Origin of the sequence: Humidisolicoccus flavus (assembly GCF_045689595.1) — a bacterium.
GTDB classification, from domain to species: Bacteria; Actinomycetota; Actinomycetes; order Actinomycetales; family Microbacteriaceae; genus Humidisolicoccus; species Humidisolicoccus flavus.
On the sequence record NZ_CP142724.1, the window covers coordinates 685489 to 698732 of the forward strand.

The 13244-nt window shown below is 62.0% G+C and carries 9 protein-coding genes and 1 pseudogene; 4 read left to right on the forward strand and 6 right to left on the reverse strand.

Annotation, left to right across the window (positions count from 1 at the left end):
- Positions 1-7: 7 nt before the first annotated feature.
- Both U2H20_RS03260 and U2H20_RS03265 read left to right on the forward strand, forming a co-directional pair.
- A pseudogene (locus tag U2H20_RS03260) lies at positions 8-379 on the forward strand (polyprenyl synthetase family protein); the annotation flags it as partial.
- Positions 265-975, forward strand: a complete 711-nt coding sequence (locus U2H20_RS03265) for a polyprenyl synthetase family protein (protein ID WP_430593588.1) — start codon at positions 265-267, stop codon at positions 973-975. The pseudogene U2H20_RS03260 and the gene U2H20_RS03265, both read left to right, overlap by 115 nt.
- A gap of 98 nt (positions 976-1073) precedes the next feature.
- Here U2H20_RS03265 and U2H20_RS03270 read toward each other — a convergent pair whose 3' ends face one another.
- The gene (locus tag U2H20_RS03270; protein WP_430593067.1) at positions 1074-1436 is read right to left on the reverse strand and encodes an Rv2175c family DNA-binding protein; all 363 of its coding nucleotides are present in this window, start codon (positions 1434-1436) and stop codon (positions 1074-1076) included.
- Between the two features lie 89 nt (positions 1437-1525).
- Here U2H20_RS03270 and pknB point away from each other — a divergent pair, with 89 nt between their 5' ends.
- Positions 1526-3499, forward strand: coding sequence for a Stk1 family PASTA domain-containing Ser/Thr kinase (gene pknB / locus U2H20_RS03275; protein ID WP_430593068.1), 1974 nt, complete (start codon positions 1526-1528; stop codon positions 3497-3499).
- 106 nt (positions 3500-3605) lie between these two features.
- On the opposite strand, the gene U2H20_RS03280 is transcribed toward pknB, so the two are convergent.
- Together U2H20_RS03280 and U2H20_RS03285 are read right to left on the reverse strand one after the other, a co-directional pair.
- Entirely contained in the window at positions 3606-4973 is a 1368-nt protein-coding gene (locus U2H20_RS03280; RefSeq protein WP_430593069.1) for a class II 3-deoxy-7-phosphoheptulonate synthase, read from the reverse strand.
- Between the two features lie 77 nt (positions 4974-5050).
- Positions 5051-5758, reverse strand: a complete 708-nt coding sequence (locus tag U2H20_RS03285; RefSeq protein ID WP_430593070.1) for a lysophospholipid acyltransferase family protein — start codon at positions 5756-5758, stop codon at positions 5051-5053.
- Between the two features lie 175 nt (positions 5759-5933).
- On the opposite strand from U2H20_RS03285, the gene U2H20_RS03290 reads away from it, so the two are divergent.
- Positions 5934-7775: an AMP-dependent synthetase/ligase gene (locus tag U2H20_RS03290; RefSeq protein ID WP_430593071.1), complete on the forward strand. Its 1842-nt coding sequence runs from the start codon at positions 5934-5936 to the stop codon at positions 7773-7775.
- Positions 7776-7879: 104 nt separating this feature from the next.
- On the opposite strand, the gene U2H20_RS03295 is transcribed toward U2H20_RS03290, so the two are convergent.
- Genes U2H20_RS03295 through U2H20_RS03305 form a run of 3 tightly spaced genes read right to left on the reverse strand, consistent with a single transcriptional unit; the run spans position 7880 to position 13205 of the window.
- Entirely contained in the window at positions 7880-8371 is a 492-nt protein-coding gene (locus tag U2H20_RS03295; RefSeq protein ID WP_430593072.1) for a peptide deformylase, read from the reverse strand.
- Positions 8368-9789: a mycothione reductase gene (locus tag U2H20_RS03300; protein ID WP_430593073.1), complete on the reverse strand. Its 1422-nt coding sequence runs from the start codon at positions 9787-9789 to the stop codon at positions 8368-8370. Before U2H20_RS03300 ends, U2H20_RS03295 begins: the two co-directional genes overlap by 4 nt.
- Before the next feature lie 11 nt (positions 9790-9800).
- Positions 9801-13205, reverse strand: a complete 3405-nt coding sequence (locus U2H20_RS03305) for a pyruvate carboxylase (RefSeq protein ID WP_430593074.1) — start codon at positions 13203-13205, stop codon at positions 9801-9803.
- Between the last annotated feature and the right edge of the window lie 39 nt (positions 13206-13244).

Consider the following 13244-nt stretch of genomic DNA (forward strand, 5'->3'; position numbering starts at 1 on the left):
AAAGCGCATGCGAGCGCTCTTCTGCCATTGGGGCTGGAACTCGATTCGCGCTGCTGGCGACGCTCCACTCGGCGCAGGTTCGGCAAGCGATGCGACCTGGCCGGCACTCGTTCAGGCCGCCGCGGCACTCGAGGTGTTTCATGCAGCGGCGCTCGCTCACGACGACATCATCGACAATTCCGAAACGCGTCGAGGTGCGCCGAGCGTCCACGTCGCACTCGCGAAGCTCCACGAGCAGAGCGAATGGGCGGGGAATGCCGAGACATGGGGCAAAGGCGCGGCAATTCTCGTCGGCGATCTGCTGTTGAACTGGGCCGACGACATCATGGGCGATGCACTCGCACTCCTCGACCCGGAGCGTGGCAACGCCGCACGCAAGGTGTATTCAGAGATGCGCGAACAGGTAACGCTCGGCCAGTACCTCGATCTGCTCGAAGAAGCCGCCTGGATTCGCCAAGATCCGAAGGATCTCCTCCCCGGGCTCACCGGGTCGCGATCTACAAGTCGGCCAAGTACTCGGTCGAAGCCCCGATCCTCCTCGGAGCAACCATCGCTGGCGCATCACAACAACAGCTCGACGCTCTCGCAGGGTTCGGGCTTCCCGTCGGTACGGCATTCCAGCTCCGCGACGACATGCTCGGCGTCTTCGGCGATCCGGCCGTGACCGGCAAACCCAGCGGTGATGATCTCCGTGAAGGCAAGCGGACCGTCCTCATCGAGATCGCGCGTCAAAAACTGGCATCGAACGTCGTGGCAATGCTCGACGAGCTCTTGGGCGATCCTGATCTGAACGAAACTCAGATCTCGCTCCTGCAGGATGCGATCGTCCGGTCGGGTGCACCGGAACACATCGAGCGCATCATCGACCGTGCGGTTGGTGCAGCGCTCGAATCACTCCGCGACGCAGAGCTCTCACGATCAGCAGTGTTGCAGTTCGAACGTCTTGCCGTCAGCGCGACCCAGCGCGAGTCCTGAACCGAACGATTCGAGTTCGTGCGGAGCACCGAGGCCGAGCATTGCGCACGCCTTGAACCACCGCGCACCTCGAAGCTTTCGGTGCCTGAGGCGAAGTCTCAGGCGAGCGCTTGAGCGATCCGGCGAGTTTCGGCTTTCCGATTCTGACGAAGCGCCTCAATCGGTGAAGTCCGGAGGGAATCCTCAGGAGCCAGCATCCAATCGATCGCTTCATCTTCTGTGAAGCCCTTGTCCAGCAACACGATCACCGTGCCCTTGACCTCCGAGATCACCGCTCCGTCACGGACGAACAGCGAGGGAACCTGGAGCGGGCCGTTTCGACGACTCGCGAGCAGAGACCGCTCCTCGATCAAACGACGAACGCGAGTCTGAGGAACGCCAAGGATCTCGACGAGATCCGGAATCGTCAGCCACTGGGATTCAGATGATGCCGAAGCGGTGCCGGCTGTTGTTTCTTCCACGGTTCCATCCTGACAGGTCGAGGCTGATCCTTGCACCGTTCTGGGCGTGGTGTGTCCGCGCACTTGCGTGACTTTCGTAAACTCAGTTCGTGCACGCCTCCGCGAACGATCCGCTCATCGGGCGGCTCATCGACCGCCGATACTCCGTGCGTTCCCGGATTGCCCGCGGCGGTATGGCAACCGTGTACGAAGCCGACGACCTCCGTCTCGATCGCTCAGTCGCCATCAAGATCATGCACGCGCATCTCTCCGACGATGAGCAGTTTCGAGAACGATTCATCGGCGAGGCGAAGGCTGCCGCTCGACTCGCACACCCAAACGTCGTCGGCGTTTTCGACCAGGGCGAGGACGGCGAGATCGCCTACCTCGTGATGGAGAATCTCCCTTCGATCACACTGCGCGACCTGCTCATCGAACGCGGGGCGATCACCGCCGAGCAAGCCCTCGATGTTCTCGTTGCAGTGCTCTCTGGACTCTCCGCCGCGCACAAGGCATCGATCGTGCACCGAGATCTGAAGCCCGAGAACATCCTGCTCGCGCACGATGGCCGGATCAAGATCGCGGATTTCGGGCTCGCGCGCGCTGCAACAGCGAACACGGCAACAGGCAAGGCGCTGCTCGGAACGATCGCGTACCTCTCCCCCGAGCTCTTGACCCGTGGCACCGCTGACGCTCGCAGCGACATCTACGCGGTCGGCATCGTCCTCTATGAAATGCTCACCGGAAAGCAACCGTTCACCGGCGAGCAACCGATGCAGATCGCGTATCAGCACGCGAATAATTCGGTTCCCCTTCCGAGCGACCTCGTCAGCACGGTGCCTCGTTCTCTCGACGCCCTCGTGCAGTGGGCGACGCACCGAAACCCGAACCTTCGCCCCGTCGATGCGGGCGAAATGCTCGACCATGTCCTCGAAGTGCAAGAACTCGGACTCGACTCGCCCGTTCATGAGACGAAGCCGCTGGAACGACCCGAGTCCGAGCGGGAAACCACCGTGCTCGCGTTCGATGATCTCCCCGAGCAACGCCCGTACCGCACACCTCCGAGCCCACCTGCGGCAGGGGCGACGTCAACGACACGTCGTCAAGCAACGTCGGTAGTGCCGAATCACGAGCGTCCACGGGTCGCCACGGCGACGCTGACCAGGAGAACCTCGTTTCGAAGGAAGACCGGCTGGGTGTGGCTCATTCTCGTGATGCTTCTCGCAGCAGCATCGGCAAGCGCAGGATGGTGGCTCAACACGGGCCCCGGCGGCGCGACCGCGATTCCAGCGGTCGAGGGCGAGAGCGTTGAAGACGCTCGGATCGATCTCGAAGAGCAACGATTCGTCGTCGCCGGTGAAACGAAATCGGAGGCGAGCGAGTCGATCAACGAAGGACTCGTCGTTCGAAGCGAGCCTCCGCAGGGCACCATGCTGCAGGCCGGCGAGACGATCACCCTCGTCGTCTCAACGGGCCTACCGCTCGTCGAACCACCCGCCGTCGCCGGCAAATCCGAGGAAGAAGCGAGCAAGGAAATCACCGAGGCAGGGTTCTCGTACTCTGGCGCGATCAAAGTGTTCAACGATCAAGATCGCGGAACCGCGTTGCAGGCGACACTGGCAGACGGAACCGACGTCACAACGCTTGAGACGATTCGCAAACAAACGCCGATCGTCCTGTTCGTCTCAGCCGGTCCGCTCCCTCAAGTCGAGGGCGACACTCAAGCCGAGGCCGAGGAGAAACTCAAGGCCGCAGAACTCGGGTACACGATCGAGACCGCGAACCACGCGGAAATCCCCGAGGGCCAAGTCATCGCTGCATCCCTTCCGGAAGGAATCCAGCCCGGCGGTTCTGGAGTCACCGTGACGGTCTCACTCGGGCCGGTCATGGTTGCCGTACCGAACGTCGACAACCTCATGCTGAACGAGGCGATCGCGAAGTTGAAGGACGAAGGATTCATCGTCGAGGTCGATACGAATGTCGTGCAGTTCCTCTGGAACGTTGCTCCGGTGACGGGCGTTGATCCGGAAAGCGGCACGATGCTCCCGGAAGGCTCTACCGTGACGGTGAGCTCGAACCTATAGGCATGCTCCGCTGCCGCTCGCAGCGAGCCGCGTCGCTACTCTGCCGCATACGGAAACGGCCCCGCGCAGACTGCGCGGGGCCGTTGCTGTCGTCGCTCGTCTCGATCTAGAAGGCGCGGAGCTCTTCGGCGACGAGGAAGGCGAGTTCGAGTGACTGCTTGTGGTTGAGACGCGGGTCGCACAGCGACTCGTACTTCGTTGCGAGGGTTTCCTCGTCGATCATCTCGCTGCCGCCGAGGCATTCGGTGACGTCGTCACCAGTCAGCTCGACATGGATACCGCCTGGGAATGTTCCAACCTGGCGGTGTGCTTCGAAGAAGCCACGAACCTCATCGACCACGTCATCGAATCGCCGAGTCTTGTAGCCGTTCGGCGTTGTGATCCCGTTGCCGTGCATGGGGTCCGTCACCCATAGCGGTGTCGACTCGAGTTCCTTGGAAGCCTCGAGCAACGGCGGCAGCGCATCACGAATCGTGCCAGCTCCCATCCGGGTGATGAAGGTCAAGCGGCCCGGCTCGCGCTCTGGGTCGAGCTTGTCGACGAGTTGGCGCATGGTCTCTGGCGTCGTGGAGGGCCCGAGCTTCACTCCGATCGGGTTCCGCACGCGAGAGAAGAAGTCGACGTGCGCACCGTCGAGTTCGCGCGTGCGCTCCCCGATCCACTGGAAGTGGCTCGAGGTGTTGTACGGCTGGCCCGTGCGTGAATCAAAGCGAGTCATCGGACGTTCGTAGTCCATGAGCAGACCCTCGTGCCCCGTGTAGAACTCGACGCCACGAAGCTCATCGAAGTTCGCCCCCGCGGCCTCCATGAAACGGATCGCACGGTCGATCTCCGTTGCCAGAGCCTCGTAACGCTGGTTGGCAGGGTTTCTTGCGAACCCCTGGTTCCAGGAGTGGACCTCGCGAAGGTCGGCAAAACCACCCTGCGTGAATCCTCGAACCAGGTTCAAGGTCGAAGCAGCCATGTGGTACCCCTGCAAAATGCGGTCAGGGTTCGCGGTGCGCGACTCTTCGGTGAAGTCGAAGCCGTTGACGATGTCGCCGCGGTACGCCGGAAGGGTCACGCCTTCGCGAGTCTCGGTGTCGCTCGAGCGTGGCTTCGCGAACTGCCCTGCCATTCGGCCCATCTTGATCACTGGCATGGCAGCGCCGTACGTCAGGACCACAGCCATCTGCAGGATCGTACGAACTCGGTTGCGAATCTTGTCTGCAGTTGCTCCCGCGAAGGTTTCAGCGCAATCGCCACCCTGCAACAAGAACGCCTGCCCCTGCGCGGCGGAGGCGAGTCGGTCGCGAAGACGATCGACTTCACCGGCGAATACGAGTGGCGGCTGCAGCGACAGGTTCTTATACATTGCATCGACCGCGTCTTGATTTGGCCATGATGGCTGCTGCTTGATTGGAAGCGAGCGCCACGCATCGAGGCCGGAGACGGCGTCGACGGATGGTTCAATACGGGCTGCAGAATCAGTCACGATTGGTCTTTCTTGTTGAGTACCGCGCACCGGTTGCGCGGCACAGGTTTCCGCTGATGGTACCGCGAAACGGCGGGCTATCGTGCCGTTGGAGCCTTCGTCTCGCTCGAAGCGAGATTGGCTTTCGCGGTCGTCGCATAGACGTCGACGTACTCCTGGTTACCGAGTCGCTTGAGCTCATACATGATCTCGTCGGTGATTGCTCGGAGCACGAAGCGGTCGCTCGCGAGACCGTAATATCGGCTGAAGTCCATCGGCTCGCCGAAAATGATGCCGACACGGCCGACCTTCGGAATGCGGCGACCAGTTGGCATGATCTTCTCGCTGTCGATCATGACGTGCGGCACGACCGGCACCTTCGCCTCGAGAATCATCCGGGCAACACCGGTGCGACCTCGGTAGAGCTTTCCGTCAGGGCTTCGAGTGCCCTCGGGGTAAATGCCGAGGACGTTGCCCTTGTTGAGCACGGAAAGCCCGGCGCGCAAGCTCGCTTCGCTCGCCTTGCCACCGGAACGGTCGATCGGTAGCTGGCCGGCGGATTCGAAGAACCAGCGCACGAAACGGCCCTTGATCCCCTTACCGGTGAAATAGTCCGCTTTCGCGAGGAAGTAGATCCGACGCTCCATGATGAGTGGAACGAGCACGGAATCGATGAAAGACAGGTGGTTTCCGGCGATGATGACACCGCCGCGGGCAGGGATGTTCTCGGCACCGATCACCCATGGTCGGAACACCGTTTTCACGTACGGTCCGACGATGAGGTTCTTCATAATCCAATAGAACATTCCGACCTCCTCCAGCGAATCACTCTAGTGCCCGCAATTCGGGGCGCAGGAATATCACGCTGCACCGTGCATTGTGCAGCAACAGTTTGACAAAGATCCGCGCATCCTCGCGCTCGGCGCCAGCGCGCTCGATATGCTTGATGTCACCCCTTGACCCGGTGCCGAAGGAGTTACCGTGACTGAGAGCACATCAAACGCTGCCACCCACATCCGAAAGCCCGTGATCGAACCAGACCCTTCAGCGAATGCAACGGCGCTGCTGAAGGATCGTCTTGCGCTTTCACCCGATGCTCCACTCTTTGCAACTCCTTCAGGAGAAGACTCCTGGAACGACATCACGACTCGTGAGTTCCACGCGCAGGTCATCGCCCTCGCAAAGGGTCTCGTCGCTGCGGGCGTCGAGCCCGGCGACAAGATCGCTCTCATGTCAAAGGTTCGTTACGAGTGGACCCTGATCGACTTCGCGACCTGGTTCGCGGGCGCAACGCTCGTTCCGGTGTACGAGACCAGTGCCCCGAGCCAGGTGCAGTGGATCGTCAGCGACTCTGGCGCGACCCGGATCATTCTCGAGACCGCGGACATGTTCAACCGTTTCGACGAGATCGCGGCGGACGTGCCGAACGTGCAGCAGACCTGGCGTATCGACCTCGGTGATCTCGACAAGCTCGCGAAGAGCGGCACCGATGTCTCGGACGAAGAGATCGAGCGCAGAAGCAACCTCGCGCAGGGCTCCGACCTCGCGACACTCATCTACACGTCCGGCTCAACAGGAAAGCCGAAGGGCGTTGTGCTGACGCACTCGAACTTCGTCGAACTGTCGCGCAACTCAGCACTCGCGCTCAACGAAGTCGTTGCGCCCGGCGCGTCGACGCTGCTGTTCATCACCACCGCACACGTGTTCGCGCGCTTCATTTCGGTGCTCGCCGTGACCTCAGGCGTGAAGGTCGGACATCAGCCCGACACCTCGAAGCTCGTCGTCTCGATGGGAACCTTCAAGCCCACGTTCCTTCTGGCGGTTCCACGAGTCTTCGAAAAGGTGTTCAACGTCAGCGAGCAGAAGGCAGAAGCAGGCGGGAAGGGAAAGATCTTCCGCCGCGCCGCCGACGTGGCAGTTGCTCACTCGAAGGCGACCGACGCCGGCAAGGTGCCTTTCGGCCTCGCCCTGCAGTTCAAGCTCTTCGACGCTTTGGTCTACAAGAAGCTGAAAACTGCACTCGGTGGTCGTGTGCGCTACGCCGTTTCTGGTTCGGCTCCCCTCTCGACCTATCTCGGACACTTCTACCGCAGCCTCGGCATTCGAATCCTCGAAGGCTACGGACTCACGGAGACGACCGCTCCTGCCTCCGTGAACCTCCCCGACAAGTTCAAGATCGGCACGGTCGGACCGGTGCTCCCGGGTGTCGGTATCAAGATCGACGACGACGGCGAAGTCCTTGTGGCCGGTCAGAACGTGTTCAAGGAGTACTGGAACAACCCCGAGGCGACCGCTGAAGTATTCGACGGCGAATGGTTCCACACGGGTGACATCGGAACACTCGACTCCGACGGCTACTTGACGATCACCGGTCGCAAGAAAGAACTCCTCGTCACCGCTGGTGGGAAGAACGTCGCACCGACTGCGCTCGAAGACCCGATTCGCGCGAACCTGATCGTCGGTCAGGTCGTCGCGGTCGGCGATCAGAAGCCGTTCATCGCAGCTCTTGTCACCCTCGATGCAGAAATGCTGCCAGTGTGGGCGAAGAATCAGGGTCTCAACGAGTCAATGACGCTCGAAGAGGCCGTGAAGAACGAGGCTGTTATCGCTGAAGTCCGCCGCGCTGTCGCTGCCGGAAACAGCACTGTCTCGCGTGCAGAATCCGTGAAGAAGTTCCTGATCCTGCCTGACGAGTTCACCGAGAGCAACGGACTCCTCACTCCGAAGATGAGCATCAAGCGACACAACGTTCACGTGGCGTACGAAGAGCAGATTGCAGGGATCTACCGGAGCGAGAACCCACTCGGGCATTCGGTCGATTAGCGCGCAGTCGTTCGATTGCAGCAAGAAGGGTGCGAGTCCAGTGGACTCGCACCCTTCTTCTGTGCACCGTGCTCGACGTCACGGTGCTGCACGCTCGCTCGGAGCTAATACCAATCCGACTCACGAACCGCATGCATTGCTCGACGACGTGTTTCCTTCTCGAGCGTCATGATGTACAGAATTCCATCGAGGTGCTGGCATTCGTGCTGCAGCATTTCGGCAAAGAGATCCTCGCCCTCGAGTTCGATCTCCTCACCCTCGGCGGTGATGCCGCGCACTTTGGCCCACGGGTATCGGGGCGTATCGAAGGAGAGCCCGGGAACCGAGAGACAGCCCTCGCTCATCATCTCGAGTTCGCCATCGGTGGCGACGAGTTCGGGGTTGCAGATCGCCCCGATGCGACCGTCGACGTTGTAGCTGAAGGCGCGGAGCCCGACGCCGATCTGATTCGCTGCCACTCCCGCACGGCCCGGCAACTGCACGGTGTCGATCAGATCACGCACGAGCGCGAGCGTTTTCGGATCGCCAGGCACGACCGGGTCGCACACCGTCCGAAGGACCGGGTCGCCGAACACTCGGATATCTCGAACGGTCACGCATGCTCTCTCTGTTGACGTCGGATTGCCTTCGCCGCATCGAGCAGCGCGTTCTCGAGCACTTCACTCAGTGCAGGATGTGGCCAATACATTCCGCGAACGTAGTCGTCGGTGATCGGGGTCTGCTGCTGCGCGATCATGACGAGCGGCTGGATCAGGATACTCGCTTGTTCGCCGAGGATGTGCGCGCCGTGGAGCACACCGCGCCCGTCCACGACGAGCCGCACGAAGGACGTCGTGTCCTCGAGCGCCCAACCATAGGCGGTCGTGCTGTACTCGCGAGTGACCACGATGTGCGTGTCCTCGGCTTCGTCGGCACGAACACCGAAGCTCGCAATCTGCGGCCAGGAGAAGATCGCATGAGGAACCGGGCTCAGCGTGTCAGCCTGGAAGTCTGCGGAGTCAGCGCTCAGGTTATGACGAACGACGCGAGCCTGGTGGTTCGCTACGTGCTTCAACTCGTGCTTCGCGCAGACATCACCGAGCGCAAAGATGCCCTCGACCGGCTCTCCGTCTCGCAACACCTGAAGGAATTCGTTCGTCGCGATCTTCTTCGAGCTGTCGAGATCGAAGAACGCGGCCGCGTTCAAGGTGTCGGTGTTCGGCTCGCGCCCTGAGGCGACCAAAACTGCATCGAACGGTTCGGTCGCACCGTCATCGAACGTCACCACAAATTCGTCGCAAGAATCCGTATCGATCTGCTCGACCTGCGTCCTCGTCTTCAACGCGACGCGCTTCCCGAGAATGGAGGTCATCCGTTCACGAACGAGCGAGTCGGTGCTACTGAGCACCTCATCCGAGCGAATTGCAAGAGTGATGGAGACCCCGAGTGAGGCGAAGATGTGGGCGAACTCCACCGCGATACTTCCGCCGCCAACAATCAGGAGCCGCTCTGGCAGCGCAGCGATCCGCATGATCGAATCGCTCGTATGGATCCGACCGTCAGGCGCATACGCGGCACTGAGCGCCCGTGGCCGCGAGCCCGTGGCGATCACGATCTTCGGAGCAGTGAGTCGCCGACCGGAGGCGGTCTCGATGACGTGATCGCCAGCAAAGCCGCAGGTCTCGCGGACGAGGGTGAGCGCTGGCGCCTGGTTCTCTCGGAATTCGAGGCTGCTCGCACTCGCATCATCCACGCGACCGAAAACACGGTCGCGAATGGCATTCCAGTCGACATGAGGCGCTTCGAACTCGATGCCGAGTCGCTTCGCATCGAGGGCGTTCTGCGCCACATCGGCGACATGCACGAACATCTTCGTGGGAATGCAGCCGCGGTTCAGACACGTACCGCCGAACTCGATCGAATCGTCGACGAGTGCAACCTGCTTGTCGGCCCATTCTCGACCGAGGATCGTGTTGCCACTCCCCGAGCCGATCACGATGAGATCGAACTCTTCGAGCGCTCTTGAGTCGGCCATGGGGCCCTCCCTTAGCTTGGCTTCACGACGACGAGCAGGTCTCCCGATTCAACCGGGCTGGTGCCGGAAATCGCAAGCCGTTCGATCGTGCCCGCGATCTGGGAGGTGATCGCCGCCTCCATCTTCATCGCCTCGATCGTGGCGACCGGCTGACCGGGAGCGACCGTGTCGCCAACGGCAACCTGGATGGTGACGGCACCCGCGAACGGCGCAGCAACGTGGCCTTCATTCGAGCTGTCTGCCTTCTCGGTCGCCGCTTTGTCGACCTTGACGCTGCGGTCGCGGACGTACACGGGACGGAGCTGTCCGCCGAGCACGGTCATGACGGTCACGATGCCGTCGTCGCCGGGCTTGCCGATCGCCTCGAGACCCACCGTGAGAACGACACCCTTACCGATGCTGACCGTGTGCTCGCCCTCGTCCTGAATGCCGTAGAGGTAGTCGATCGTGTCGATAACGGAGAGGTCGCCGTACTCTTCCTTGGTCGCGAGGTAATCCTTCGTCGGCCCAGGGAACAACAGCGCGTTGAGCGAGTCCTGCCGTGCACGACCCGGCTCCGCGAGTTCAGCTTCCTGTGCTTCCGTGAGCTCGGTGATGCCGTGCTTGATCGTGCGGCCCTCGAGCACCTTCGTCCGGAATGGCTCTGGCCACCCACCGGGAAGGTCACCGAGTTCGCCCGCCATAAAGCCGATCACGGAGTCCGGGATGTCGTACTTGTTCGGGTTCTTCTCGAAGTCGTCGGGGTCGACGTTCGTCGCGGCCATCTGCAGCGCGAGGTCACCGACCACCTTCGATGATGGGGTCACCTTCGTCGGGCGACCGAGAATACGGTTCGCAGCGGCATACCAGTCTTCGATCAGCTCGAAGTTGTCAGCCAATCCGAGTGCGATCGCCTGCTGGCGCAGGTTCGAGAGCTGCCCGCCTGGAATCTCGTGATTGTAGACGCGACCGGTCGGGCCCGGAAGTCCGGACTCGAACGGCTTGTAGAGACGACGGACGGCCTCCCAGTAGGGTTCCAAATCGCTCGCGGCGGCAAGCGAAATGCCGGTGTCACGATCCGTGTTCGACAGTGCCGCAATCAACGCGGACATGCTCGGCTGGCTTGTGGTGCCTGCCATTGCCGCGTTCGCGACATCGACCGCGTCCGCACCAGCGTTCGCGGCTGCGATGAGCGTCGCGAGCTGGCCACCCGCGGTGTCGTGCGTGTGCACGTGGACGGGAACATCGAAGTTCTCGCGGAGCGCAGTGACGAGCTTTGTCGCCGCACCGGCGCGCAGAAGCCCTGCCATGTCCTTGATCGCAAGGATGTGCGCCCCACTCGAGACGATCTTCTCCGCGAGCCCGAGGTAGTAGTCGAGCGTGTAGAGGTCTTCACCTGGGTTCAGCATGTCGCCCGAGTAGCACAGCGCCACTTCAGCGACACTCGCACCGTTCTCGAGCACCGCGTCGATGGCGGGACGCATCTGGTTGACGTCATTGAGTGCGTCGAAGATCCGGAAGATGTCGACACCGGTCGCCGCTGCCTCATCGACGAACGCTGTGGTGACGCGAGTCGGGTACGGGGTGTAGCCAACCGTGTTCCGGCCGCGCAACAGCATCTGAATCGCGAGGTTGGGCATTGCTTCGCGAAGCGCGCCGAGACGTTCCCATGGGTCTTCGCCGAGGAATCGGAGTGCGACGTCGTAGGTCGCGCCACCCCAGGCTTCAACCGAGAGGAGTTCCGGAGTCATTCGCGCCACGTAGGGCGCGATCTGCGCGAGGTCCTTCGTGCGAACGCGAGTCGCCAAGAGCGACTGGTGTGCGTCACGGAAGGTGGTGTCGGTGATCGCGAGTGCCTTCTGCTCGCGCAGGGCCGAGGCGAATCCCTTCGGACCGAGTTCGAGCAAACGCTGACGCGACCCGGCCGGGGCTGGCGTTTCGAGGTCGATCGTCGGCAGCTTCAGCGAAGGGTTGATGACGCCGTCGGCGGTCCCGTTCGGCTTGTTGACCGTGACGTCAGCAAGCCATGCCAGTACCTTGCTCGCACGGTCGCGCGGCGGCTTGATGCGCGTGAGCTCCGGGTGTTCCTCGATGAAGTGCGTCGAGAGGTCTCCGGCGAGGAACTGCTCGTCTTCGAGCAGGTTGAGCAGGAACGGGATGTTCGAGGCGACACCACGAATACGGAATTCGCTGACCGCTCGGTGCGCACGCTTGATCGCGCTCGGCAGGTCGCGGCCGCGGCACGTGACCTTCGCGAGCATCGAGTCGAAGTGCGGGCTGATCTCGCTGCCCGGGTTGATCGTTCCACCGTCGAGGCGTACGCCTGCGCCACCCGGTGAGCGGTACGCCGTGATGCGGCCGGTGTCAGGTCGGAAACCGTTCGCCGGGTTCTCGGTCGTCACTCGGCACTGGAGCGCAGCACCGTGCATCGTGATCTGGTCCTGAGTAAGCCCGAGGTCTTCGAGGCTCTCCCCCGCTGCAATTCGCATCTGCGACTGCACGAGATCGACATCGGTGATCTCCTCAGTGACGGTGTGCTCGACCTGAATGCGCGGGTTCATCTCGATGAAGACGTGCTCACCGGCGCGCTCACCGGCAGTGTCGAGCAGGAACTCGACCGTACCGGCGTTGACGTAACCGATGGACTTTGCGAAGGCGATCGCGTCTGCGTACATCGCTTGACGCGTTTTCTCATCGAGATTCGGCGCCGGCGCGATCTCGACGACCTTCTGGTGGCGACGCTGGACCGAGCAGTCGCGTTCGAACAAGTGCACGGTGTTGCCCTGCGCGTCAGCAAGGATCTGCACTTCGATGTGCCGGGGGCGAACCACTGCCTGCTCGATGAACATGGTGCCGTCGCCGAAGGCGCTCTCGGCCTCGCGCATCGCCTCTTCGAGGGCAGGTCGCAGCTCTTCACGCGACTGCACGAGACGCATTCCGCGTCCACCGCCACCGGCGACCGCCTTTGCAAACACCGGGAAGCCGATCTCGTCTGCGCCTGCGAGCAGCGCATCGAGGTCAGTCGTCGCAGGAGTCGAGGCGAGCACGGGAACACCCGCGGCGATCGCGTGCTCTTTCGCCGTGACCTTGTTTCCTGCCATACCGAGCACCGACGCGCCCGGGCCAACAAACGTGATTCCTGCGGCTTCAGCCGCGGTGGCGAGCTGCGGGTTCTCGCTCAAAAAGCCGTACCCCGGGTAGATCGCGTCCGCGCCCGATTCGGTCGCGACACGAATAATTTCGTCGACGCTCAGATATGCCCGAACCGGATGCCCCTCCTCGCCAATCTGGTAGGCCTCATCGGCCTTCTGGCGGTGCAAAGAGTTACGGTCTTCCCAGGCGTAGACAGCCACGGTGCGGATACCGAGTTCGTTTGCAGCGCGAAACGCACGGATCGCGATTTCACCGCGATTAGCTACCAAAATCTTGCGAAACATGGATTCTCCCCGTTGGAAAAAGCTGAGCAGGACGCGTCA